Source organism: Halomonas sp. ABH4_019, assembly GCF_056159885.1.
The window spans coordinates 116672-139076 of record NZ_JBSWWC010000001.1 but is presented as its reverse complement, the minus strand read 5'-3'; the positions used below and the strand labels follow the sequence as shown (position 1 = coordinate 139076).

The 22405-nt window shown below is 67.3% G+C and carries 21 protein-coding genes, 7 tRNA genes and 2 riboswitches; of the genes, 17 read left to right on the top strand and 11 right to left on the bottom strand.

All coding sequences use genetic code 11. From position 1 onward, the window contains the following. The first annotated feature begins 268 nt into the window (after positions 1–268). A complete protein-coding gene (locus ACXAFN_RS00670) occupies positions 269–622 on the top strand; it encodes a glutaredoxin family protein (RefSeq protein ID WP_474985305.1) in 354 nt (117 codons plus the stop codon). A 51-nt stretch (positions 623–673) separates the two neighbouring features. Here ACXAFN_RS00670 and ACXAFN_RS00665 read toward each other — a convergent pair whose 3' ends face one another. Beyond that, entirely contained in the window at positions 674–955 is a 282-nt protein-coding gene (locus ACXAFN_RS00665; protein ID WP_474985303.1) for a hypothetical protein, read from the bottom strand. A 107-nt stretch (positions 956–1062) separates the two neighbouring features. Between ACXAFN_RS00665 and pdxB the strand changes: the two genes are divergently transcribed. Further along, on the top strand, positions 1063–2214 hold the full coding sequence (gene pdxB, locus ACXAFN_RS00660; RefSeq protein ID WP_474985302.1) for a 4-phosphoerythronate dehydrogenase PdxB: 1152 nt from the start codon (positions 1063–1065) through the stop codon (positions 2212–2214). A gap of 171 nt (positions 2215–2385) precedes the next feature. On the opposite strand, the gene htpX is transcribed toward pdxB, so the two are convergent. The 4 genes from htpX to msrB all read right to left on the bottom strand — a co-directional run bounded on the left by htpX (position 2386) and on the right by msrB (position 6132). Further along, the gene (gene htpX, locus ACXAFN_RS00655) at positions 2386–3285 is read right to left on the bottom strand and encodes a protease HtpX (RefSeq protein ID WP_474985301.1); all 900 of its coding nucleotides are present in this window, start codon (positions 3283–3285) and stop codon (positions 2386–2388) included. Between the two features lie 114 nt (positions 3286–3399). Continuing rightward, positions 3400–4629 (bottom strand): pyridoxal phosphate-dependent aminotransferase, encoded by a 1230-nt coding sequence (locus ACXAFN_RS00650; protein ID WP_474985300.1) that lies wholly within the window; start codon positions 4627–4629, stop codon positions 3400–3402. A 67-nt stretch (positions 4630–4696) separates the two neighbouring features. Next, positions 4697–5653 (bottom strand): ribosome biogenesis GTPase YlqF, encoded by a 957-nt coding sequence (ylqF, locus tag ACXAFN_RS00645; protein ID WP_474985299.1) that lies wholly within the window; start codon positions 5651–5653, stop codon positions 4697–4699. 77 nt (positions 5654–5730) lie between these two features. Next, the gene (gene msrB / locus ACXAFN_RS00640) at positions 5731–6132 is read right to left on the bottom strand and encodes a peptide-methionine (R)-S-oxide reductase MsrB (RefSeq protein ID WP_474985298.1); all 402 of its coding nucleotides are present in this window, start codon (positions 6130–6132) and stop codon (positions 5731–5733) included. A 170-nt stretch (positions 6133–6302) separates the two neighbouring features. On the opposite strand from msrB, the gene ACXAFN_RS00635 reads away from it, so the two are divergent. The 8 genes from ACXAFN_RS00635 (at position 6303) to ACXAFN_RS00600 (ending at position 9529) form a co-directional block, all read left to right on the top strand. Then, positions 6303–6378: transfer RNA gene (locus tag ACXAFN_RS00635), tRNA-Glu, on the top strand. A 24-nt stretch (positions 6379–6402) separates the two neighbouring features. After that, positions 6403–6477, top strand: a tRNA-Gly gene (locus ACXAFN_RS00630). 24 nt (positions 6478–6501) lie between these two features. Continuing rightward, positions 6502–6577: transfer RNA gene (locus ACXAFN_RS00625), tRNA-Glu, on the top strand. 27 nt (positions 6578–6604) lie between these two features. Next, positions 6605–6679 (top strand) — tRNA-Gly (locus ACXAFN_RS00620). A gap of 91 nt (positions 6680–6770) precedes the next feature. After that, positions 6771–6846 (top strand) — tRNA-Glu (locus ACXAFN_RS00615). A 24-nt stretch (positions 6847–6870) separates the two neighbouring features. Then, a tRNA-Gly gene (locus ACXAFN_RS00610) sits at positions 6871–6945 on the top strand. Between the two features lie 367 nt (positions 6946–7312). Next, positions 7313–7406, top strand: a riboswitch (TPP riboswitch). A 36-nt stretch (positions 7407–7442) separates the two neighbouring features. Beyond that, positions 7443–8219 (top strand): 3-oxoacyl-ACP reductase, encoded by a 777-nt coding sequence (locus ACXAFN_RS00605; RefSeq protein WP_474985297.1) that lies wholly within the window; start codon positions 7443–7445, stop codon positions 8217–8219. Continuing rightward, on the top strand, positions 8219–9529 hold the full coding sequence (locus ACXAFN_RS00600; protein WP_474985296.1) for an LLM class flavin-dependent oxidoreductase: 1311 nt from the start codon (positions 8219–8221) through the stop codon (positions 9527–9529). Before ACXAFN_RS00605 ends, ACXAFN_RS00600 begins: the two co-directional genes overlap by 1 nt. Positions 9530–9570: 41 nt before the next feature. Here the strand turns inward: ACXAFN_RS00600 and ACXAFN_RS00595 are convergent, their stop codons facing one another. Continuing rightward, the gene (locus ACXAFN_RS00595; protein WP_474985295.1) at positions 9571–11013 is read right to left on the bottom strand and encodes a sodium:solute symporter family transporter; all 1443 of its coding nucleotides are present in this window, start codon (positions 11011–11013) and stop codon (positions 9571–9573) included. Positions 11014–11096: 83 nt separating this feature from the next. Then, positions 11097–11219, bottom strand: a riboswitch (TPP riboswitch). 267 nt (positions 11220–11486) lie between these two features. Between ACXAFN_RS00595 and ACXAFN_RS00590 the strand changes: the two genes are divergently transcribed. From ACXAFN_RS00590 to ACXAFN_RS00565, 6 genes are all read left to right on the top strand, one after another. Continuing rightward, positions 11487–12443, top strand: coding sequence for an ABC transporter ATP-binding protein (locus tag ACXAFN_RS00590; protein ID WP_474985294.1), 957 nt, complete (start codon positions 11487–11489; stop codon positions 12441–12443). Continuing rightward, positions 12440–13213 carry an ABC transporter permease gene (locus ACXAFN_RS00585; RefSeq protein ID WP_474985292.1) on the top strand — a complete coding sequence of 258 codons (774 nt, stop codon included), beginning with the start codon at positions 12440–12442 and terminating at the stop codon, positions 13211–13213. The genes ACXAFN_RS00590 and ACXAFN_RS00585 overlap by 4 nt, the downstream gene beginning before the upstream one ends. Before the next feature lie 2 nt (positions 13214–13215). Further along, complete coding sequence (gene queF, locus ACXAFN_RS00580; protein WP_474985291.1) at positions 13216–14052, top strand: NADPH-dependent 7-cyano-7-deazaguanine reductase QueF; 837 nt, start codon at positions 13216–13218, stop codon at positions 14050–14052. Positions 14053–14147: 95 nt separating this feature from the next. Then, the gene (locus ACXAFN_RS00575; RefSeq protein WP_474985290.1) at positions 14148–14708 is read left to right on the top strand and encodes a nitroreductase family protein; all 561 of its coding nucleotides are present in this window, start codon (positions 14148–14150) and stop codon (positions 14706–14708) included. Positions 14709–14710: 2 nt separating this feature from the next. Beyond that, a complete protein-coding gene (locus ACXAFN_RS00570; protein ID WP_474985289.1) occupies positions 14711–15214 on the top strand; it encodes a YiiD C-terminal domain-containing protein in 504 nt (167 codons plus the stop codon). A 126-nt stretch (positions 15215–15340) separates the two neighbouring features. After that, positions 15341–15428 (top strand) — tRNA-Ser (locus tag ACXAFN_RS00565). A 130-nt stretch (positions 15429–15558) separates the two neighbouring features. Here ACXAFN_RS00565 and ACXAFN_RS00560 read toward each other — a convergent pair. The 3 genes from ACXAFN_RS00560 to ACXAFN_RS00550 form a co-directional block, all read right to left on the bottom strand. Beyond that, entirely contained in the window at positions 15559–15699 is a 141-nt protein-coding gene (locus ACXAFN_RS00560) for a hypothetical protein (protein ID WP_474985287.1), read from the bottom strand. A 478-nt stretch (positions 15700–16177) separates the two neighbouring features. After that, positions 16178–16510: a hypothetical protein gene (locus tag ACXAFN_RS00555; protein WP_474985286.1), complete on the bottom strand. Its 333-nt coding sequence runs from the start codon at positions 16508–16510 to the stop codon at positions 16178–16180. Between the two features lie 634 nt (positions 16511–17144). Then, on the bottom strand, positions 17145–17543 hold the full coding sequence (locus ACXAFN_RS00550) for a SpoIIAA family protein (protein ID WP_474985285.1): 399 nt from the start codon (positions 17541–17543) through the stop codon (positions 17145–17147). 93 nt (positions 17544–17636) lie between these two features. Here ACXAFN_RS00550 and ACXAFN_RS00545 point away from each other — a divergent pair, with 93 nt between their 5' ends. Then, complete coding sequence (locus ACXAFN_RS00545) at positions 17637–18047, top strand: VOC family protein (protein ID WP_474985283.1); 411 nt, start codon at positions 17637–17639, stop codon at positions 18045–18047. 19 nt (positions 18048–18066) lie between these two features. Here ACXAFN_RS00545 and ACXAFN_RS00540 read toward each other — a convergent pair whose 3' ends face one another. Together ACXAFN_RS00540 and ACXAFN_RS00535 are read right to left on the bottom strand one after the other, a co-directional pair. Further along, on the bottom strand, positions 18067–21180 hold the full coding sequence (locus ACXAFN_RS00540; RefSeq protein ID WP_474985281.1) for an efflux RND transporter permease subunit: 3114 nt from the start codon (positions 21178–21180) through the stop codon (positions 18067–18069). Next, positions 21180–22304, bottom strand: coding sequence for an efflux RND transporter periplasmic adaptor subunit (locus ACXAFN_RS00535; protein WP_474985279.1), 1125 nt, complete (start codon positions 22302–22304; stop codon positions 21180–21182). Before ACXAFN_RS00535 ends, ACXAFN_RS00540 begins: the two co-directional genes overlap by 1 nt. Between the last annotated feature and the right edge of the window lie 101 nt (positions 22305–22405).

Below are 22405 nucleotides of genomic sequence, written 5' to 3'. Positions count from 1 at the left end.
CCGCCGACCGGATCTGCATCATGTCTTGTTGATACGTCACCGCGAGGCACAAGAGCATGAGACCTTCGATCCACTCTCTAATCCGGCAGCCGCCGACCAAATCTGCACCACGTCTTCCTGATCCGCCATTGCGAGCAAGAGGCGGAAGAGGAGGAGAGGGGAGCATGAGACCTTCGATCCGCTCTCTATCCCGCAGCCGCCGACCGGTCCGGTGCCATGTCTTGTTGATTCGCCCTGGCGAGTCGACTGAGGGAAGGGCGGGACACCCATGGTTCACCTGACGCTCTATACCACGCTGGGTTGCCACCTCTGCGAGGCGCTGGAGGCCTGGCTCTCGCGGCTGGCCGTCGTCGAGTATCGCCTGACGCGGGTCGAGATCGGTGACGACGAGGCCCTGCTGGCACGCTTCGGTGAGCGCATCCCGGTGCTGTTGGAGGAGGCGACGGGCGAGACGCTGGAGGGTGGCGTCGATCCGCAGCGGCTGGCCGACTGGCTGGCCGCAAGGGGCTGGTTGGACGAGCCGGCCTGGCGGGCGTCGCAGGGTGTCAGCGACAGCGCGCCGTCGCCCGCCGGCGGCGCACGCCTGCGTCGGGGGCGTCGTTATCTGACGCCAGGAGAGTGACGCTGGAAGACCCTTTTGCCCCACGTTAGAGGCAACACGCTGCCTGCCAGCTTACGGGGTATCCAGCAGCGACAGCTGGGCCACGGCGTCACGGCCCTCGGGGCTGTGGTCATCGGCCTCGAGTACCTTGCGAAAGCCCCGCGAGGTCTGGATGGTCGTTTCGTCGTCGAGCCACATCATGGCCTGGGCATGGTCGTCGGCGAGACGGTGCTTGAGGCCGCCGAACTGGGTGCCGATCTGCCCCCAGGCGCGGCTGAAGATCCAGTCGCCGAACATGTCCTGATGGACATGTACCAGCACATAGTCATGGTCGGTTTCCCAGCGGACGATCACGGCGGCTCCCGGTGTCGGCGGCGGCGCGTGAGCGCCCCGCTCGTGTAACATGGGGCGCTATTGTAAGGCCTTGTGTTCCCCGGACAAGTCACGCGAAGGAGGCAGTCATGAGAATCGTCGTCGATGCCAATGTGCCGGCGGCCCAGGCGTACTTCGGGCCCCTGGGCGAGGTGGTCACGATGCCGGGGCGGGAGATCGATGCCGCCACGCTGCGCGAGGCCGATGCCCTGGTGGTGCGCTCGATCACCCGGGTCGACGAGGCCCTGGTCGCGGGCTCCCGGTTGCGTTTCGTCGGCACCTGCACCATCGGCACCGACCACGTCGACCGGGCGGCCCTGGCGGCGCGCGATATCGGCTTCGCCAATGCCCCGGGCTGCAATGCCGAGGCGGTGGTCGACTACGTGCTGGCCAGTCTCGCGACCCTGGCCGAGCGTCATGACGTCAGGCTCGCCGAACGCCGGGTCGGCATCGTCGGCGTCGGTAACGTGGGCGGCCGGCTGCTGGCGCGCCTCGAGGCGTTGGGCATCGAGTGCCTGGCCTGCGATCCTCCCCGCGCCGAGGCGGAGGGCGAAGAGGGCTTCCACGACCTGGAGGCGTTGATCGAGGCCTGTGACGTGCTCTGCCTGCACACGCCGCTGGTCGAGGAGGGCCCCCATGCCACGCGGCACCTGCTCGACGCCCGTCGCATCGCCGAGCTGGCGCCGGGCACCATCCTGCTCAACGCCGGGCGCGGCGACTGTCTCGACGGCCGCGCCCTGCGGTCGCGCCTCTCCGGGCAGGGTGACATCGCCGCGGTGCTCGACGTCTGGGAAGACGAGCCCGGCATCGACGCCGCGCTGCGCGACCTGGCGACGCTGGCCACGCCCCATGTCGCCGGCTACAGCCTGGATGGCAAGCTGCGCGGCACCCATGCCGTCTATCGCGCCCTGGCCCATCGCTTCGGCCTGCCGGTACGGCAAACCCTGGAGGACCTGGCGCCGACCCCGCCGCTCGCCGCCCTGACCCTCGACGGTGGCCTGTCGGTGGAGGAGGCGCTGCGGCTGTGCATGCGCGCGGTCTATGACGTGCGCCGCGACCACGATGCCTTGCAACGCGAGAGCCGTCGCCAGGGCGTGGCGGTCGGCTTCGACGCCTGCCGCGCGAACTATCCGCTGCGCCGTGAGTTCTCGACCCTGGCCGTGCGGCTGCGCCCGGCGGCCGAGGCCCTGGCCGGGCCGCTGTCGGCCGCCGGTTTTCGGGTAGAGCGCGGTAAGGCGTGAGGCGAAAGGTGGAAGAGATCGGGGTAAGCAGAGCAACGGACGCGGCGAGCCACCGGTCGTCTGTCGAAAGAAAGCCCCGCTGGCGGCGGCCAGTGGGGCTCGTGATTGCAGGGGCGATGGCGGTGCTGGAGGGCGGGGCACGATGCCGCGCCTCACGCCTCTCTCATCGCTCTACTGCCGGTAGGCCGCTTCCTTGAGGGCGCGAATCCGCTCGTCCAGCGGCGGGTGGCTGGCGAACAGACGCTCCATCAGCTTGCGGGTCTGGCCGGTGGTGATGGCGAAGGCCGTCAGGGTGTCGGGCATCTGGTCGGGCATCTGGGTCTCGGCCTTGAGCCGGGCCAGGGCATTGATCATGGCCCCGCTGCCGGCCAGCTGGGCGCCGGCGGCGTCGGCGCGGTACTCGCGGAAGCGCGAGAACCAGGCGACGATGGCCGAGGCGATCAGGCCGAACACGATCTCGGCGACGATCACCACCGCGAAGTAGCCGAAGAAGCCCAGCCCCTCGTTGTCGTCACGGCGCAGGAAGCTGTCGACCAGCTGCGCCACCACGCGGGCGAAGAACATCACGAAGGTGTTGAGCACGCCCTGGATCAGCGCCAGGGTCACCATGTCGCCGTTGGCCACGTGGCCGATCTCATGGGCCAGGACGGCGCGGATCTCCTCCGGGCGCATGCGGTTGAGCAGGCCGGCGGAGACCGCCACCAGGGCGTCGTCCTTGTTCCAGCCGGTGGCGAAGGCGTTGGACTGCTGGGCCGGGAAGATGCCGACCTCCGGCGTCTTGATGCCGGCCTCGCGGGCCAGTTCGCCCACGGTGTCGAGCAGCCACTGCTCGCTGCTGTTGGACGGCTGCTCGATGATCACCGTGCCCGTGGTGCGCTTGGCCATCCACTTGGAGATGAATAACGACACCAGGGAGCCGGCCATGCCGAACACGAAGCAGAAGATCAGCAGGGCATTGAAGTTGATGCCCTGGGCGGTCAGGTAGGGCGCCACGCCGAGCAGGCGCAGGGTGATGCTGGCCACCAGGATCACCGCCAGGTTGGTGCCCAGGAACAGCAGGATTCTCATCATTGCCGGAACTCTCCCCTCAAGGGTTGTCACGCGGGCGCCGCGCCCGGGTGGGCGCAGCGAGTAGAAGCATTTGCTTAGATACGGCCTTTGGCCGAGGGTTTCAAGTCCGATGCGTTATTGACGATAGCGCGACAGGAAGCGGGCGAAGCGATCCAGGGCGTCGTCGAGCTGCTCGGCCCAGGGCAGGGTGACGATGCGCACATGGTCCGGTTCCGGCCAGTTGAAGGCGGTGCCCTGGACCAGCAGGATCTTCTCCTGCAGCAGCAGGTCGAGCACCAGCTGCTGGTCGTCCTGGATGTTGTACACCTTGGGGTCGAGGCGCGGGAAGGCGTACAGCGCCCCCTTGGCCTTGGTGCAGGACACCCCGGGGATGGCGTTGAGCTTCTCGAAGGTGATGTCGCGCTGGGCCAGTAGCCGGCCCCCCGGCAGGATCAGGTCATTGACCGACTGGTAGCCGCCCAGCGCGGTCTGGATGGCGTGCTGGGCCGGCACGTTGGCGCACAGGCGCATCGAGGCCAGCATGTTGATGCCCTGCAGGAAGTCCTCGGCGCGCTGCTTGGCGATGTGGCCCGAGAGCGTCATCCAGCCGCTGCGAAAGCCGGCGCAGCGATAGCTCTTGGACAGCCCGTTCATGGTCACCACCAGCTGGTCGTCGCCGGCCAGGGCCCCGGTGGCCACGTGCTCGGTGCCGTCGTAGAGGATCTTGTCGTAGATCTCGTCGGAGAACACCACCAGATCGTGCTCTCGGGCGATCTCCAGCAATTCCCGGACCACTTCCGGCGGATACACGGCGCCGGTGGGGTTGTTGGGGTTGATGATGACGATGGCCCGGGTGTGGCCGGTGACCTTCTCGCGAACGTCGGCCAGATCCGGGGCCCAGTCGGCCTGCTCGTCGCAGCGATAGTGGACGGCGCGCCCGCCGGAAAGGTTGGTGGCGGCGGTCCACAGCGGGTAGTCCGGTGCCGGAATCAGCACTTCGTCGCCGTCGTTGAGCAGCGCCTGCAGGGCGATGGTGATCAGCTCGGAGACGCCGTTGCCGATGAAGATGTCCTCGATGCCCACCCCCGGGATGCCCTTGCGCTGGCACTCCTGCATGATCGCCTTGCGCGCCGAGTAGAGTCCCTTGGAATCGCAGTAGCCCTGGGCGGTGGGCAGGTTGCGCATCACGTCCTGGAGAATCTCCTCCGGGGCCTCGAAGCCGAACGGGGCAGGGTTGCCGATGTTCAGCTTGAGAATGCGCTGGCCTTCCTCTTCCAGGCGCTTGGCGTGGTCGAGCACCGGGCCGCGGATGTCGTAGCAGACGTTGTCGAGCTTGTGCGATTTCCTGAGCGGGGCAGTGTCCATGGGTCGTGTCCAGTGGTGTCCAGGGCCGCCGGGGGCGGGGCTGTCGTCTTGGCGTATTCGAGATCGATCACGACGCCGCGTCGTCGGCGGCGTCTTCGTCGGCTTCGGGGGCATCCGGCGGGATGTCGGCGGGCGTCTCCAGGGTCAGCCGGCCGAGCTTGCCGTCGCGCAGTTCGTGGAGCAGCACCTCGGCGCCGCGGTGCAGGTCGACCTCGCCGCCGGGGCGCAGGCCGCCACGCTTGCCGGCGATGGTGCTCAGGATGGCGTGGCCGTCGAAGCCGGCCAGTGCCAGCAGGTCCGGCTGGGGATCTCCATCGGCCTCGACTCGGTCGGCCTCCGGGTTGGCTTGATAGGCCGGGAGTGACTTGAGCTTGTAGCGGGAGGAGAGAGCCTCGGGGTAGCGCTTGGCCAGCTCGGCGGCGGCCACCACGGCCACATCGACGTAGTCGATGGCGGTGTCGCGGATGGCGCCGCTGGCGGCCAGGCGATAGGCGCTGGCCTGATCCTCGATCTTCGGCCACAGCACGCCTGGGGTATCGATCAGTGCCACCTGACCATTGAGGCGCACCTTCTGCTGGCGCTTGGTGACCGCCGGCTCGTTGCCGGTCTTGGCGATGGTGCGCCCGGCCAGGCCGTTGATCAGCGTCGACTTGCCTACATTGGGAATGCCCATGACCATCACCCGCACGTCGCGGTCGGCGCGCACCTGGCCGGCCAGCTCGTGGCACAGCTTGGGGATGCGCTTGAGCTCGCGTGCCTGGGTGGTCGTCACCGCCAGCGCGCGGGTATCGGCCTGGGCATCGAAGTGGGCCGTCCACTCCCGAGTACGGGCCGGATCGGCGAGGTCGGCACGGGAGAGGATCTTGAGCACCGGCTTGTGCCGGGTGAGCTCCGCCAGCATGGGATTGGCGCTGGAGTAGGGCAGGCGGGCGTCGAGCACCTCGATCACCACGTCGATCTCCGGCAGCGCCTCGAGGATCTGACGGCGTGCCTTGTTCATGTGTCCCGGGTACCAGCCGAGCATCACTCCTCTCCTGCTTGCCAAATGAAACGGCCGACCATCATAGCAGATGGCCGACCGCCTCAGGGTGGGGCGCTCGACTATTCGCCGGGGTGAAAGTCGATGGCCACGGAGTTGATGCAGTAGCGCTGGCCGGTGGTCTCGGTCGGGCCGTCGGGGAAGACGTGGCCCAGATGGGCATTGCAACGAGCGCAGATCACCTCGGTGCGTTGCATGCCGTGGCTCGAGTCATCCTGTTGTTCCACGCAGCCGGCGGCCAGCGGTCGGTCGAAGCTCGGCCAGCCACAGCCGGCGTCGAACTTGTGCTCGTTCTCGAACAGCGGGGCATGGCAGCACACGCAGTGGTAGATGCCGTGCTCCTCGCTGACCCGGTAGTCGCCGGAGAAGGGGCGTTCGGTACCTTTCTCCCGGGTCACCTGATACTGCTCGGGGGTGAGCTGCTCACGCCATTCGGCATCGCTCTTCTCGATCTTCTTGCGCATGGCCTCTCTCTCCTTAGTCGCGTCGCGGGCGCCGCACCTCATTGTGACATCCAGGGGCGGCATTTTTTCCACCCCCGCTACCAACGCTGGCGCTCCGGGGATCGACCGCGCTTGACACTTTCCCGGCCTGTCAGTACTATACGCGCCATCTCGACGAGGCGAGACACAGCGTCCCATTCGTCTAGTGGTCTAGGACACCGCCCTTTCACGGCGGTAACAGGGGTTCGAACCCCCTATGGGACGCCACTCCTCTCGAAGAGATGCCGGAGCGCGGGAATAGCTCAGTGGTAGAGCATCGCCTTGCCAAGGCGAGGGTCGCGAGTTCGAATCTCGTTTCCCGCTCCAATTGCTCCTTTGGGGTAATGATGCGTCCCATTCGTCTAGTGGTCTAGGACACCGCCCTTTCACGGCGGTAACAGGGGTTCGAACCCCCTATGGGACGCCACTTCCGGTGTTTGACAATGCGAGACCTGCGGGAATAGCTCAGTGGTAGAGCATCGCCTTGCCAAGGCGAGGGTCGCGAGTTCGAATCTCGTTTCCCGCTCCATTTTCCTTCGGGTTGATGGACTTAGAGTAGGGCCTGCGAGGGTCGCGAGCTGGTGCGCCAGCCCGGTCGGATCTCGTTTCCCGCTCCATGCGTCCCATTCGTCTAGTGGCCTAGGACACCGCCCTTTCACGGCGGTAACAGGGGTTCGAACCCCCTATGGGACGCCACTTCGCATCGTCTCCCTCCTGTAAGCGGGAATAGCTCAGTGGTAGAGCATCGCCTTGCCAAGGCGAGGGTCGCGAGTTCGAATCTCGTTTCCCGCTCCATTCGAAAGGTTTTCCTCACCGGTCAGGCCAAGGCTCCCGTCACGAGCTGGAGCGCCAGCCCGGCGGATGGCCGCCCCATCGATCTCGTTTCCCGCTCCATTTGATTCCAGTGCTTCAATCGGTTTGGCCAAGGCTCGGGTCACGATCCGGTGCGCCGGCCCGGCGGATGGCCGCCCCATCGATCTCGTTTCCCGCTCCATTCGATTCCAGTGCTTCAATCGGTTTGGCCAAGGCTCACGCCGCGATCCGGTGTGCCGATCTTAATCGTGTCACTTTTCTCGCTCTAGTCCTTTCCCCTTTCTTTCACGACCGTCGACGCCGCCAAGCGGGGCCGACTGTCATTGCGCGCGCGAATGCGCTATGGTGCGGCCAAGACACGGGGTGCGGCAGCCGCCGCTGAGATGATACCCGTTGAACCTGATCCAGCTCACACTGGCGAAGGGATGTCGGCCGGCTCCAGCGCGGCGCCCTTTGCCGCGTAAAAGGAGTCCCACCCCATGGCTGTTTCCTCCCTCCCGATCGACGAGCAGGTGGTGCTCATCACCGGCGGTGCCCGCGGCCTCGGTGAGCACTTGACCCGTGCATTTCTCGCCCAGGGGGCCCGGGTGGTGATCAACTACTTCCAGAGTCGCGAGGCCGCCGAGGCATTGGTGAGGGAAGCGCCGCAGCGGGCCCTGGCCGTGCAGGCCGATGTGCGGGAGGCCGAGGTGGTCGCCGCGCTGTTCGAGCGGGCGCGCAGCCACTTCGGTGCACCGATCACCACCGTGGTGAACAACGCCTTGCCCGCGTTCACCTTCAACGGCGATGCGCGTCCCCACGCCGACGCGCTCGACTGGGCGCACCTCAACCAGCAGATCGAGGGCGTCAACCGAGGGGCGCTGAATACCATCCGCTCGGCGCTTGCCGGCATGCGCGAACGCGGTGGCGGCCGCATCCTCAACATCGGCACCAACCTGTTCCAGAATCCGGTGGTGCCCTATCACGACTACACCGCCGGCAAGGCCGCGCTCCTCTCGTTGACCCGCACGCTGTCCCATGACCTGGGGCCCGACAATATCACCGTGAACATGATCTCCGGCGGTCTCCTGCGCACCACCGATGCGTCGAGCGCGACCCCGGAGGCGGTCTTCGAGCTGATCGCGCAGAACACGCCGCTGCGTCGGGTGACCACGCCGGAGGAGTTCGCCGACGCGGCCTTGTTCTTCGCCTCGCCCTGGGCGAGGGCGGTCACCGGCCAGAACCTGATCGTCGATGGCGGACTGGTGAAAGGCTGATGACGTCGCGCAACCCCGACGAGACACTGCACATCAACCTGTTCGTCATGGGCTGCGGCCACCATCGCGCGGCCTGGCGGCACCCCGATTCCTGTGCCGAGCGACTCGGTGACATCGCCTATTACGAGTCGCTGGCGCGCACCGCCGAGCGTGGCAAGCTGGATGCGGTGTTCTTCGCCGACGGTATGAGCGCCGGCAGCGTTGAGGATGGCTTTCACTGGCATCTCGAGCCGCTGACCGCGCTCTCTGCCATGAGCCGGGCGACCCGGCGAATCGGGTTGATCAGCACGATCTCGAGCACCTTCTATAGCCCCTTCCATGCGGCCAGGCTGGTGGGCTCGCTGGACCACATCTCCGGCGGACGCGTGGGCTGGAATGTGGTGACTTCGATGTTCGACAGCGAGGCGCGCAATCACGGCTATCCGGCGATGCCCGGCCACGCCGAACGCTATGCCCGTGCCGAGGAGTTCGTCGCAACCGTGCTGGCCCTCTGGGACAGCTGGGCCGACGATGCCATCGAGCGCGACCGGCAGGGGCGCTATGCCGATCCGCACAAGGTGCGCAAGATTCATCACCACGGCGAGCACTTCCTGGTGGACGGCCCCCTGAACCTGCCGCGGCCGCCCCAAGGGCATCCGGTGCTGGTGCAGGCGGGCTCCTCGTCGCAGGGGCGCGACCTGGCGGCCCGCTACGCCGAGGCCATCTACGCGGTCGCCTACGACCTCGAGACCGCCCAGGATTACTACCGCGACATCCAGTCGCGGGTGAAGGCGGCCGGCCGCGAGGCGTCGGTGCCCATCCTGCCGGGGCTTGTCACCTACGTCGGCTCCACCATGGAAGAGGCCAGGGCCAAGCAGCGCGCCCTAGACGCATGCCTGCCGGTGGCGGCCTCGCTGCGTCAACTGGGGCTGTTCATCGATCAGGACTGCAGCGACTGGGAGCTGGATGCGCCGGTGCCGAGCTTGCCGCCGCTGGCCGAGTTCCGCGGCCCGCAGGGGCGCTACGCCACCATCCTGCGCATCATCGAGAGCGAAAGGCCCACCCTGCGCGAGCTGCTGGGGCGGCTGGCCGCCGGTGGCGGCCATTGCACCATGATTGGCACGCCGGAGAGCATCGCCGACGAGATGGAGCGCTGGTTCCGCGGGCGCGGGGCGGATGGCTTCAACCTGATGCCCCCGTCACTACCCGCGGGGATCGAGGACTTCGTGGATCACGTGGTGCCGGAGTTGCAGCGCCGCGGGCTGTTCCGCGAGGCGTACGAGTCGGCCACGCTGCGCGGCCACCTCGGCCTCGAGCGGCCGGTGAAATAACGCCCCTTGGCAGGGGCGTTCGCCTGTCGGCTGGGAGAGCATTACCCCTCGAAGCGTCGGGCGCCGGCGCTCAGCACCGTGAAGTCGAAGCGCCGTTTCGCCGGCAGCAGCGCCAGCAGCGCCAAGCCCGTGGCGACCGGGGCGAAGGTGGCGAGCAGGAAGGACGCCATCAGCGTGTTCAACGCGTCGCCCGGGGCCGGGAAGAGGGAGAGGCCGGCAGCTAGACCGCTGATCGTGGCGAGCACCGCGGCGCGCCCGTCGAAGCCGCGGTTGAAGAGTCCGAAGAACACCGGGAACGCGGCCGCGCAGCACAGCAGGTCGGCCAGCAGGAACAGGTACAGCACGCTGTAGCCCTGGGCAGCCACGAAGGTCACCGGCAGCGCCAGCAGCAGGATCAGCCAGCGCGACAGGCGCATCAACTGCTGATCGCTGGCCCGGGGCAGGAGGCGTCCGCCGTCGACGGCAATCATGCTCGAGGCGGCGCTGATGGTGGTGTCGGCGCTGCTCATGACCAGTGCCAGGCCCAGGAAGATCAAGCCTACGGCGAACCAGCCGGGGATATCGGCCAGCAGCACGCTGAACAGCGCGACCGAGCCGTCGCCGGGCAGCCCCAGCCCCACGAACGCTAGCCCGAACAGGCCCATCACGAAGATCATCGGTGCGCTCAGCAGGCCGCCGAGCAGGAAGCCCAGGCGCACGGCACGGTTGTTCCGGGCGGCATACACGCGTTGCCAGTTACCCTGGTAGAAGAGCCCGGTCAGCATCACCGCCAGGAAGAAGGTGAGGCCGGCCTCGAGCCCGCCCGGATCCGTGATGTCCAGTAGCTGCGGCGCCGTGGTCGCGAGGCCGTCGAGGGTGGGGCCGACCCCGCCGGCGGCCTGCCAGCCGAAGATCAGCAACGTGGCGAGCAGCGGCATGATCACCAGCATCTGTACCTTGTCGGTGAAGATCGAGGCGCGCAGGCCGCCGTAGAGGGTGTAGAGCAGGGTGGCGGCCATCACCACTGAGCTGGTCGCCCAGAGCGGGACCGGTGCCAGCAGCCCGACCATCCTGGCGATGGCGGTGATCCCCGCGGCCAGGGAGATGAACAGGTAGAACAGCATGATGGCCAGGGTGAAGGCGTACATGGGGCGCCCGTAACGGCTCATCACGAATTCGGTGAGCGAGTGGCCGCTCGGGGACAGCTCGCGCAGGCGCCGCCCCAGGGGAATCATCACCAGCCGCGGCGCCAGCGAGCCCAGCGCATAGCCGGCAATCGCGGCCAGGCCGCCCCAGGTGGCCGCCTGGGCGGGGCCGAACAGGATCCAGGTACCCATCGTCGATGCCATCAACGTCAGCACCGTGGCGGTGGCGCCCTGGCTGTTGCGCGCGATGATGAAGTCTTCCAGGTTCTCCTGGCGGCGGCGGGCATACAGCATGCCCGGCACGGCAAACAGGACGGCGAAGGCGGTGAGCCACCAGAGGGCATTAGCGGTCGCGAGCATTACGTTCTCCCTAGCGTGGAAACGCCCGGCACGATGCCAAGCGCCGCTGCGAGAGGGCGCGAATGCGTTGGGTGAGAAGCGTGGGCAGATGGCACTTCCTTCCCTTCGCCGGCATGATCCGGATCAGGTTCGAAGGGTTACCGTCGTCGCGTGGCGTTCACGCGGCGACGGAGTCTCAGTCCGTCAGGACTCCCCCAGGAATGCGCTCAAGCCTAGAGACCCAGCGTCGCGGGGTCAACTCGGCCCGGTCGACGGGCGCGTCTCCGATTAGCATGCGAACCGTCAGGCCAATGACGTAAGATGGGCGAGCGCCGCCTTCGGGGCCGGACGTGCCGAGGCGCGGAAGGCCCCGGCCATCGCTTGAATTGCGTCATGGCGCCCCCATCTCATAGCGCCCACGTGCTGCATGGCGAGCCTGCCCGCCTGATGCGGGCAGGCGTGGCACGACATTCATTTTCTGGACGGGATCTTTCATGGCCGAACCGGCTCTGTCCATTCGTGGCCTGACCAAGGTCTACGGCAATGGCTTTCAGGCCCTCAAGGGCATCGACCTCGACGTCGCCAGGGGCGACTTCTACGCCCTGCTGGGCCCCAACGGGGCGGGCAAGTCCACCACTCTGGGGGTGGTCTGCTCGCTGGTGCAGAAGACCGCCGGCGAGGTCTCGATCTTCGGCATCGACATCGACAGGGACTTCGCCCGCGCCAAGTATCATCTGGGCGTGGTGCCCCAGGAGTTCAACTTCAACCAGTTCGAGAAGGTGATCGACATCGTGCTGGCCCAGGCCGGCTACTACGGCATGTCGCGCCGCGAGGCCCTGCCGCGCGCCGAGGAACTGCTCCGCGATCTGGGGCTGTGGGACAAGCGCAACGGCAGCGCGCGCATGCTCTCCGGCGGGATGAAGCGCCGGCTGATGATCGCCCGCGCCCTGATGCATCGCCCCAAGCTGCTGATCCTCGACGAGCCGACCGCGGGCGTCGATATCGAGCTGCGTCGCAGCATGTGGGAGTACATGCGCCGCATCAACGAGCAGGAGGGCACCACCATCATCCTCACCACCCACTACCTGGAAGAGGCCGAGAGCCTGTGTCGGCATGTGGGCATCATCAATCACGGCGAGATCATCCGTGACACCAGCGTGCGCGAGCTGCTTGCCGAGCTGGATACCGAGACCTTCCTGCTCGACCTGGCGCATCCGGTCGAGGCGGCGCCGGTGGTCGAGGGCTTCGACCTCAGGAAGGTCGACGACGCCCAACTGGCGGTCGTGGTCCATCGCGGCCAGCGGTTGAACGACGTCTTCGACGCCCTGGGGGCGCAGGGCATCGCGGTGGTGTCGATGCGCAACCGGGCCAACCGACTCGAGGAGATGTTCGTGTCGATGGTCGAGAGCAGCCAGCAGCCGGCCAAGCAGAACGCGGAGGTAAAAGGATGAACCCGAGCCAGATCGCCATCGCCCTGTGGACGCTCGTGGTCAAGGAGATCAAGCGCTTCACCCGCATCTGGCCGCAGACCCTGCTGCCGCCGTCGATCACCATGACGATGTACTTCATCATCTTCGGCAACCTGATCGGTTCGCGCATCGGGGCCATGGATGGCTACAGCTACATGGACTTCATCGTGCCCGGGCTGATCATGATGTCGGTGATCACCAACAGCTACTCCAACGTGGCCTCGAGTTTCTTCTCCAACAAGTTCCAGCGCAGCGTCGAGGAGATGATGGTCTCGCCGATGCCCAACTGGGTCATCCTGTCTGGCTTCGTGCTGGGCGGCATGGCCCGAGGCCTTGGCGTGGGCGTCATCGTCACCTGCGTGTCGCTGTTCTTCACCCGCATCGACGTGGCCCATCCGCTGCTGACCATCGGCGTGGTGGTGCTCACCGCGGCACTGTTTGCCATCGGCGGCTTCATCAACGCCCTGCTGGGCAAGAAGTTCGACGACATCTCCATCGTGCCGACCTTCGTGCTGACGCCGCTGACCTACCTCGGCGGGGTGTTCTACTCGATCTCGCTGCTGCCGGCCTTCTGGCAGGGCGCCTCGATGCTCAACCCGATCCTCTATATGGTCAACGTCTTCCGCTACGGCTTCCTGGGCGTCTCCGACATCCCGGTAGGCTGGGCGCTGGCCGCCATCCTCGGCTTCATCGTGGTACTGTTCGGCATCGCCCTGTGGATGCTCGACAACGGCAAGGGCATCAGGAGTTGACCATGACACACGAACGCCCCGAGACGCTCAAGGAGGCCCCGCTGGGCCGCGAGTCCGCCTACCCGGAGCACTACGATGCCGGGCTGCTCTACCCGATTGCCCGCGCCGCCAACCGTGCGCCACTGGGCATCGAGGAGGGCGCCTTGCCGTTCGTCGGCGAGGACGAGTGGCACGCCTTCGAGGTCTCCTGGCTCAACGCCCGCGGCAAGCCCATCGTCGCCGTGGCGCGCTTCCGGCTGCCGGCGGACTCGCCGCGGCTGATCGAGTCCAAGTCGTGGAAGCTCTACCTCAACGGCTTCAATCAGACTCGCTTCGCCTCCCGGGACGAGGTCCAGGCGATCATGGAGCGCGACCTGGCCGCCTCGGCCGGGGCGCCGGTGACCGTGGAGCTGTTTGGCGTCGACGACGAAGCGCTCGCTCCGCGCCGCCTGCCGGGGGAGTGCATCGACGACCGCGACATCGAGGTCGAGGACTACACGCCCAGCGCCGAGCACCTGGACGTCGGCGACGCGATCGTCGAGGAGACGCTGAACTCGCACCTGCTCAAGTCCAACTGCCCGGTCACCGGCCAGCCCGACTGGGGCAGCGTGATGATCCGCTACCGTGGGCCGCGCCTCGACCGTGACGGCCTGCTGCGCTACCTGATCGGCTATCGCCAGCATCAAGACTTCCATGAGCACTGCGTCGAGCACATCTTCATGGACCTGATGGAGAAGGCTCAGCCCGAGCGGCTGCTGGTGCTGGCGCGCTACGTACGCCGTGGCGGGCTCGATATCAGCCCCTGGCGCGGCACGCCCGGCGAGCGGCCGCCGACGCCCCTTCGCCTGTCGAGACAGTAGGCGAGTCGGGACGGCAAGGCCGGCGCGACAGCGAATGGCTGGCTTGATAGAGTGACGAGAACTCTTCTCGTTTGAATCCTGGCAAGGAGACCCTGATGGATGCGATGACGCTGCTTCACGAACGCAGTTCCATGGGCAAGCTGATGGGGCCCGCCCCCGGTCCGGAACAGCTCGAGGCGATGTACCGGGCGGCGTTGAGGGCCCCGGACCACAAGGAGCTGAGGCCCTGGCGGTTCATCGAATTTTCCGGCGAGGGCCTCGACCGGCTCGGTGAACTGTTCGCCGAGGCCGAATTCCGCGAGGACCCTCATGCCGGGGATGCCGTGCTGGACGCCGCGCGCAAGAAACCCAAGCGCGCCCCGATGATCATCGCCGTGATCGCCAAGGTGACCCCGGACGAGCCCAAGGTCCCGCGGGTGGAGCAGGTGATCTCCGCCGGCTGTGCAGCTCACGGTCTGCTGTTGGCGGCCCACGCTAAGGGGCTTGGTGCCATGTGGCGCACCGGCAAGTACGCCTTCGATCCCACGGTGCGCAAGGGGCTCGGGCTGGCCGAGGACGATGAACTCGTCGCCTTCCTCTATGTTGGCCAGCTCGGTGGGCGCCATCGGCCGGTGCCCGAGCATGACATCGACGCCTTCGTCGAGCGTTGGGACTGACCGTGCGCGAACCTGGCATTCCCCATCCCCGCCTGGCGCTGCCGTCGCCGGGCGACGAGGATGATCCGGCGGCCTTCCTGGCCTGGCTTGGCGAGGCGATACCCCTGGTCCGGCATCTCGGTATCGAGGCGATGCGCCGTGACGGCGATGCCCTCGAATGGCGGCTTGGGCTCTCGCCGAACCTCAACGACAAGGGCACCGGCTTCGGCGGCTCCCTGACCGCCCAGACCACGCTGCTCGGCTGGTGCTGGACGACGCTCTGGCTGCGCCGGCACGGACTCCAGCGCGATGTGGTGGTGGCCGAGGCCGGCCAGCGTTTCCTGGCGCCGGTCACCGGCCACTACCGGTTGGTGTGCACCCCCGAGGCCGAGGAGGGCCCGGCAAGGCTGGACGATCGCCTGGCCCAGCGTGGCAAGGGACGTATCGCCCTGGTCCAGCGCCTATGGTGCGGTGATACCCTGTGCCTCGAGGCTCATGGCGACTACGCGGTGCTGCCGGCAGAGTAGGGCGTTGCCGCGGATGCGATCGCCTGGCCAACCAAAAAACGGCTTGCATTCGCGGACTTAAGGCGATAATATATGCGCCGTTCTCGAGGGGAAGGCAAGGCGCCATCGATTCGAGAACCACAATGCGGAGGGGTGTCCGAGTGGTCGAAGGAGCACGCCTGGAAAGTGTGTAAGTCGAAAGGCTTCGAGGGTTCGAATCCCTCCCCCTCCGCCATAGAATTTTGAAGGGGAATCAACCGCTAGGTTGATTCCCTTTCTTCGTTTTTGGCCTTTGGGAACGATTTTGGGAACAATCCTGGGGATGCTTATAGACCCAGGAGCTTCTCGATCATGGTTGGCACGTCCTACCCGCCGGCATGAATCGATTTGCCATATCGCCGCTGAACCATGGTGACGTGGGAGTGGCCGACATGGTTGGCGATCCAGCGCAGCTGCACCATGCCGAGCGACAGCATCTGGCTTTGGGTCGCCGTCATGTCTTCCATAGCATTGCCATCGACTGTCGCACTTTCGCCACAGGGATAGCACGGCGCTTGTTGCTAGCCTGATGCTTAAGCCTGCCGCTCTATATCGCCAAGGGGGCCTCTATGCGTCTGATTCACTTGCTATTGTGCTCTATCGCCATGTCTGCCCTGGTCGGGTGCAGCTATCAGCCTGCGCGAATCAATACGGTACCGGCCATTGTCATTGACGATGACCGATACCACCGCGACCGTCATTGGGAGCATCGTGACTGGGATGACGATGACAGATGGGAACGTCGGCGTGAGTGGCAACAAGAACGCCGGGAGCGTGAACGGGAACGCTGGGAAGAGGCACGAGAGCGTGAATATGAACGCATAGAGCGAGAGCGTGAACGCCGAGAGGAGCTGCGAGAGCGTGAGCGGGAGCGCTGGGAAGAGCGGCGCGAGAGATGGGAGGACGACTAATGGCGTGCCCGCTTGACCCATTGTGCCCCCGGCCTTATGCCGGGGTGCTTGCCTGAGTGGCCCAACCCGCGCTGCCTTTCACCTCACACTGCACCCGCGTGCCGAAGCCGCTGTCACCCAGAGAGTGTTCCACCTCGGTGATCAGCCAGAGCGTGGCGTCGAAGCGCTCGCCGAGCCGGGTCAGGAAGTTGAGGTCACTCTCGTCGGCCTGGTCGATGTGCTCGACCCGCGTGTCGGCGAGCGAGCCGCCGGAGACCGACGCCAGGCTGCGTTCACCCCGTTTGCGTGCCGGCTTCCCCATCTCCGAGGCAGTAGCGCTGCGTGACCTGGCCACAGGCGACGCAGGTGATCCGGTAGTGATCCGCATCGAGGCGCCTGAGCTCGAATCTCGACCAGTTTGGCCCCTGGGGGGAGCGTAGCTCGGTGGCGCCGCATGAACACATCAGCATCCAGTGGCCCAATGGGGAAGGGCTCAGTTCAATTCCTTGCATCCCGGTCTCTCCGCATGAGCTACGACACCTTCAGCCTCGTGGACCGGCGAAGAGGCGGACATAGGCGATGTCGGAATTTTCATGTGCGGGTTCACTGAATGGCGAATCCCGGGAGGACGAGGCGGCCTCGTCCCAAGTGCGTGTCCGTCAGAGACGACGGCTTCGCGGCGAGTAACTGATCTCGGGCACGCCAGTTGCCTCGATGTCGCGTTGTCGATGTCGTACGCGCGACGTCGCCAATGCCATGCGGCCCCTTCTCGGGTTTAGGCTCAAGCTTACACACGTGGCGTCTCGCTGGCGTCGGGTCAGCGGTCTCCTCGCGAGACCGGTGCGTCGATAGGCGAGGGCCCATTGGCCAAGGTTGGTACATCGACCGAGGCCCCGTGCCCCTTGCGGGGCCCGATGCGGGCGACTCCTCTTCGCTATCCGCCATATCAGGCCCCGATATTTCCCTGTTTGGCCCCCCGCCGGGGGGCATTTTTTCGTGCTTCTGCTCGACTCGGGCAGGGCTCACGCGGGGTTGGCGGCGGGCAGCTCGGGCGGGTGGCGCACCCATTCCAGGGCCTTGGGCTTGTCGCGGACCGAGAAGGCGCGGACGTCCATGCGCCTGAACATCCGGTTCTCCAGCCGGGCGAGGTGGCGCACCCAGTGCTTGTCACTGAGCACCGCGGCCCGGTAGTAGCGGTCGAGGTCGCCCACCTGGGTCAGGCCATAGCCCAGGTCGCGGAGAAAGGCCGTGAAGGTCATCCAGCGCATCTCGTCGAGTTCGGTGTAGAGGCTGACACGGGGCTGGGTCTTCTTGACGGCCTCGATGGCATCGATGGCCACCTGGAGATCCGCCGCGGTGACCCGGCCGCTGATCTTCATCGCCACCACGTGATCGGCGCCCGGGGGCAGGAGTTCGAGCATTGTGGATCCTCCTCCATGCAGTGTTGCGGCTCCCTTCTAGGAGCATAGTCCCTGCAGGCGCCTACACTAAGCGACACGTCTACGGAGAACGCCATGCAAGCGCGCATCAGCATGATCACACTGGGTGTCGCCGATCTCGAGCGGTCGGTGCGCTTCTATGCCGAGGGTTTGGGCTGGGAGCGGATGGAATCGCCACCGAGTGTGGCCTTCTTTCCCCTCAATGGCACCTGGCTGGGGCTCTACGGGCGAGAGGCGCTGGCCGAGGATGCCGGGGTCAGTGCCGATGGCGAGGGGTTTCGCGGCGTGGCGCTGGCTCACAACGTGGCAAGCGAAGCCGAGGTGGACGACGTGCTGGCCCTGGCGGTGGCCGCGGGAGCCCGGCTGGTCAAGCCGGGCCAGGCGGTGTTCTGGGGCGGCTATTCCGGCTACTTCGCCGACCCCGACGGCCACCTCTGGGAGGTGGCTTACAACCCCTTCATGTGGGTCGGGCCCGGCGCCGAATGACGCCGGGCCAGGCGGAGGTTCAATGCCGGGCCGGCGCCTCGCCCATCTCGTGCTCCAGGCGGCGGGCCACGTCGCCGGGTGAGCCGGTGCGCCGCGCCAGCAGGTCATAGGCCACCGGTACCACGAACAGGGTGAAGAAGGTGGCCGCGGCCACCCCGGTGAAGATCACGGTGCCGATCACCAGGCGCGTCTCGGCGCCGGCGCCGCTGGAGAGGATCAGCGGCACCGAGCCGGCGATGGTGGTGGCCGAGGTCATGACGATCGGGCGCAGCCGGGTCATGGCGGCGCGCAGCAGGGCATCGCGGAAGGCGGTGCCCTGGTCGCGAAGCTGGTTGGCGAACTCCACGATCAGGATGCCGTTCTTGGCCGCCAGCCCCACCAGCATCACCAGGCCGACCTGGCTGTAGATGTTCAGCGACTGCCCGGTCAGCCACAGGCCGAGCAGGGCGCCGCCGATGGCCAGCGGCACGGTGAGCATGATCACCAGCGGGTGGATGAAGCTCTCGAACTGGGCGGCCAGCACCAGGAACACCACCAGGATGCCGAGGACCAGCAGGAAGGTGGTGGCGCCGCTTGACTCGCGGTAGTCACGGGCGGCGCCCTTGACGTCGGTCTGCACGCCCGGCGGCAGCACCTCGTCCACGGCGTTCTCGAGGTACGCCAGCGCCTCGCCCATGGCGTAGCCGTCGGCCAGGTCCGCCTGGACGGTGATCGCCCGCAGCCGGTTGTAGCGATTGAGCTCGCCGGGGCCGGCGTAGGTCTCGATCTCGACCAGGCTCGACAGCGGGATCAACTCGCCTGTGCGCGCCGAGCGCACGCGCACGCTCTCCAGGGCGCTCGGCGTCGGCGTGGCGCCGCGCTCGCCCTCGAGGATGACGTCGTATTCCTCGCCCTGGTCGGTGAAGCGTGTAACGGTGCGCCCGCCCAGCAGGGTCTCCAGGGTGCTGCCGATCTCGCTGACGGTGACGCCGAGGTCCGCCGCCCGGGTGTAGTCGATGTCGACGCTGAGCTGCGGCTGGTTCTCCTCGTAGTCGCTCTCCAGGTTGAGCAGCCCCGGATTGTCCCGGCGGATGTGCGCCAGCAGGGCGTCGCGCCAGGCCGCCAGCTGCTCGTAACTGCCGCCGCCCAGCACGAACTGGACGCCCTGCTCGCTGCCGCCGCCGAAGCCCTGGCTCATGATCGGGAAGGCACGAATGCCGGGCAGCTCGGCCAGGGTCTGGCGCACCTCGTTCATGATCGGCCAGGCCGGGCGGCGTTCGGCCCAGTCGGCGAGGCCGACGATGGCGAAACCGGAGTTGAAGTTCTCGGTATTGCCCCGGCCCCGGGGGGAGATGATCAACACCCGCTCCACCTCGCCGTCCTCGCGCAGCGGCAGCAGCCTGGCCTCGACCTCGTCCATGTAGTCTTCCATGTAGGAGAAGGTGGCGCCGGGCGGGCCGTTGATCAGCACGAAGAAGGTGCCGCGATCCTCCCGCGGCGTGTACTCCGCGGGCAGCTGGGGATAGAGCCAGGCGAGAGCGGCGAGCAGGGCCACGAAGCCGGCCACCACCAGCCAGCGCAACGCGAGCACCGCCTCGAGGCAGCGGCGGTAGAGGCCCTGGGCCCAGTGCAGGCCGTCGTCGACCCAGTGGGCCAGGCGACCCTCGTGCAGGTGCGACGAGAGGATCTTGGAGGCCATCATCGGCGTCAGGGTCAGCGCCAGCAGGGTGGAAATGGCCACCGCGGCCGAGAGGGTCAGCGCAAACTCTGTGAACAGCTTGCCCACGTCGCCCTGGATGAAGCTCAGCGGCACGAACACCGCGATCAGCACCAGGCTGGTGGCGATGACCGCGAAGGCCAACTGGCGGGCCCCGCGGTAGGCCGCTACCAGCGGCGTCTCGCCATACAGGTGCATGCGCCGGTGGATGTTCTCGAGCACCACGATGGCGTCGTCCACCACCAGGCCGATCGCCAGCACCAGCGCCAGCAGGGTCAGCAGGTTGATGGTGAAGCCCATGGCGGCCAGGGCGGCGAAGGTGCCGATCAGGGTCACCGGCACCGTCACCGCCGGCACCAGGGTGGAGCGCAGGTTGCCGAGGAACACGAAGATCGCCACCACCACCAGGCCGATGGCGATCAGCAGGGTGGTCACCACCTGGCGGATGGCATCGGAGACGAAGTTGGAGGCATCGTAGTTGAGCGACAGGCTCATGCCCTCGGGCAGCCTCGGCGCCACGCGCTCCATCTCGGCGCGCACCGCCTCGGATAGCGCCATGACGTTGGCGGTGGACTGCTTGACCATGCCCAGGCCCACTACCGTCTCGCCGTTGCCGCGGAACAGCGAGCGCTCCTCCACGGTCCCCAGCTCGACCCGGGCCACGTCGGCGAGGCGCACCAGGTAGCCGTCCTCGCCGCGGTCGAGCACCAGCTCGCGGAAGTCCTGCGGGGTGGCGAAGCTGCGCGGCAGGCGCACGATGAACTGGCGATCCGCGGACTCCACGGCGCCGCCCGGCAGCTCCACGTTTTCCTCGCGCAGGGTGTCCTCCACGTCGCTGACCGCGAGCCCACGAGCGGCCAGGGCATCGCTGTCGAGCCATACGCGCATGGCGTATTCCCGGCCGCCGCCGACGAACACCCCCGAGACGCCCTCCTGCACCGAGAAGCCGTCGACCAGGTAGCGCTCGGCGTAGTCGGTGAGCTCGGCGGTGGTGTAGCCCTCCCCGGAGAGCATCAGCCACATCACCACCTCGGAGCTGGTGTCCTCCTTGCGCACCTCGGGCGGGTCGGCCTCGTCGGGCAGGTTGTCCGCGGCCCCGGAGATGCGGTCGCGCACGTCGTTGGCGGCGGCGTCGACGTCGGTGGCGAGGCTGAACTCGATGTTGATGTCGGATTCGCCGTCGCTGCTGGAGGACGAGATCACCTCGATGCCGGCGATGCCGGCGATGCGTTCCTCCAGCACCTGGGTGATGCGGGTCTCGACCACCTCGGCGTTGGCGCCCGGGTAGTCGGTACTGACGCTGACCACCGGCGGGTCGATGGTGGGATACTCCTGCAGCGGCAGGCGGGTGAGGGCCAGCAGGCCGAAGGCGACGATCAGCGCCGCCATGACGATGGCCAGCACCGGGCGCTGGACGGAGACGTCGGACAGGCGCATCAGGCGTCATCTCCCTGGCGGTCGGCCCGCAGGATATCGCTGATGCTGGTCGAGTCGTCTTCGATGCCGATCAGCCGGACCCGGGCGGCGGCGTGCAGGCGGTCGGCGCCGTGGCTGACCACCAGGTCGCCCGCCGCCAGGCCCTCGGTGACCTCCACCTCGCCGCGGCGACGGGCCCCCACGGTGATGTCGCGGCGCTCGACGGTGCCGTCCTCCCGTGAGGTGATGACCCACACGCGCTGGAAACGCCCCTCCACGACCACGGCGGATTCCGGGATCACCAGTGCCTGGCGCGGGCGCCGGTCGAGGGTGACGCGCATCAGCATGCCGGGCCGCAGCAGGCGCTCGGGGTTGTCGAGCAGGGCGCGCACCGCGACGCTGCGACTGACCGGGTCGACCCGGGAATCGACGGTGGCCACCTCGCCCTCGAACACCCGTTCCGGATAGGCCGCGGTGGTGGCGCTGAGGGCGAGCCCCCGGGCCAGCGAGCCCAGCTGCACCTCGGGGACCTCGAAGTCGAGCTTCATGCGCGACATGTCGTCCAGGGTGACCAGCTCGGTGCCCGGGGTCACCAGGCTGCCGGCGCTGATGTCGCGTACCCCGACCACGCCGTCGAAGGGCGCCTTGACCCGGTAGTTCTCGAGCCGGGCCCGCAGTCCCTGGAGGGTGGCGTCCACCTGCTGCAGCTGGGCGCGGCTGTCCTCGACATCGGCGCGGGGCGCCAGGTTGCGGCTTTGCAGTTGGGAAAGCCGGTCGACGGCGTTCTGGCGTTCGACGCGCAGCGCCTGGGCCTCGCGCAGCGCGGCCTGCTCCTCGTCATCGGACAGCTCGACCAGCACCTCGCCCCGCTTGACCCGCTCGCCGCCCTCGAAGTTGATCGCCGATACCGTGTCGGTGACCGTGGCCGAGAGCGTCACGCTTTCGTTGGCCGAGAGGGTGCCCAGCGATGCCAGCGGGTCGGACCAGGCCTTGCGCTCGGCCTGGGCGCCGATCACCGGGGTGAGCGGACGGTCGCCGGTCGGCTGGGCCGGCGCATGCGGCGACAGCAGGCCGAGCAGGGCGGCGATGGCGGCAAGGCCGAGCGCAAGGCCCGGGGGGCGAGGCGAGGCGAGAGAGTGGCTCATGAGCGTGTGTCCAGAGAGGGAAGCGTGGCCCTCGGCAACAGGGGTGTCGACGTAAAGCGACAGCATGCCTGAAGCCGGGATCCCAGGGTGGCATGATACCG

Excerpts from the sequence above, each read along its gene's own strand:
- ACXAFN_RS00670 (WP_474985305.1), top strand. The coding sequence starts at position 269 with ATGGTTCACCTGACGCTCTATACCACGCTGGGTTGCCACCTCTGCGAG.
- pdxB (WP_474985302.1), top strand. The coding sequence starts at position 1,063 with ATGAGAATCGTCGTCGATGCCAATGTGCCGGCGGCCCAGGCGTACTTC.
- htpX (WP_474985301.1), bottom strand. The coding sequence starts at position 3,285 with ATGATGAGAATCCTGCTGTTCCTGGGCACCAACCTGGCGGTGATCCTG.
- ACXAFN_RS00650 (WP_474985300.1), bottom strand. The coding sequence starts at position 4,629 with ATGGACACTGCCCCGCTCAGGAAATCGCACAAGCTCGACAACGTCTGC.
- ylqF (WP_474985299.1), bottom strand. The coding sequence starts at position 5,653 with ATGCTCGGCTGGTACCCGGGACACATGAACAAGGCACGCCGTCAGATC.
- msrB (WP_474985298.1), bottom strand. The coding sequence starts at position 6,132 with ATGCGCAAGAAGATCGAGAAGAGCGATGCCGAATGGCGTGAGCAGCTC.
- ACXAFN_RS00605 (WP_474985297.1), top strand. The coding sequence starts at position 7,443 with ATGGCTGTTTCCTCCCTCCCGATCGACGAGCAGGTGGTGCTCATCACC.
- ACXAFN_RS00600 (WP_474985296.1), top strand. The coding sequence starts at position 8,219 with ATGACGTCGCGCAACCCCGACGAGACACTGCACATCAACCTGTTCGTC.
- ACXAFN_RS00595 (WP_474985295.1), bottom strand. The coding sequence starts at position 11,013 with ATGCTCGCGACCGCTAATGCCCTCTGGTGGCTCACCGCCTTCGCCGTC.
- ACXAFN_RS00590 (WP_474985294.1), top strand. The coding sequence starts at position 11,487 with ATGGCCGAACCGGCTCTGTCCATTCGTGGCCTGACCAAGGTCTACGGC.
- ACXAFN_RS00585 (WP_474985292.1), top strand. The coding sequence starts at position 12,440 with ATGAACCCGAGCCAGATCGCCATCGCCCTGTGGACGCTCGTGGTCAAG.
- queF (WP_474985291.1), top strand. The coding sequence starts at position 13,216 with ATGACACACGAACGCCCCGAGACGCTCAAGGAGGCCCCGCTGGGCCGC.
- ACXAFN_RS00575 (WP_474985290.1), top strand. The coding sequence starts at position 14,148 with ATGGATGCGATGACGCTGCTTCACGAACGCAGTTCCATGGGCAAGCTG.
- ACXAFN_RS00560 (WP_474985287.1), bottom strand. The coding sequence starts at position 15,699 with ATGGAAGACATGACGGCGACCCAAAGCCAGATGCTGTCGCTCGGCATG.
- ACXAFN_RS00555 (WP_474985286.1), bottom strand. The coding sequence starts at position 16,510 with ATGCGGATCACTACCGGATCACCTGCGTCGCCTGTGGCCAGGTCACGC.
- ACXAFN_RS00550 (WP_474985285.1), bottom strand. The coding sequence starts at position 17,543 with ATGCTCGAACTCCTGCCCCCGGGCGCCGATCACGTGGTGGCGATGAAG.
- ACXAFN_RS00545 (WP_474985283.1), top strand. The coding sequence starts at position 17,637 with ATGCAAGCGCGCATCAGCATGATCACACTGGGTGTCGCCGATCTCGAG.
- ACXAFN_RS00540 (WP_474985281.1), bottom strand. The coding sequence starts at position 21,180 with ATGCGCCTGTCCGACGTCTCCGTCCAGCGCCCGGTGCTGGCCATCGTC.
- ACXAFN_RS00535 (WP_474985279.1), bottom strand. The coding sequence starts at position 22,304 with ATGAGCCACTCTCTCGCCTCGCCTCGCCCCCCGGGCCTTGCGCTCGGC.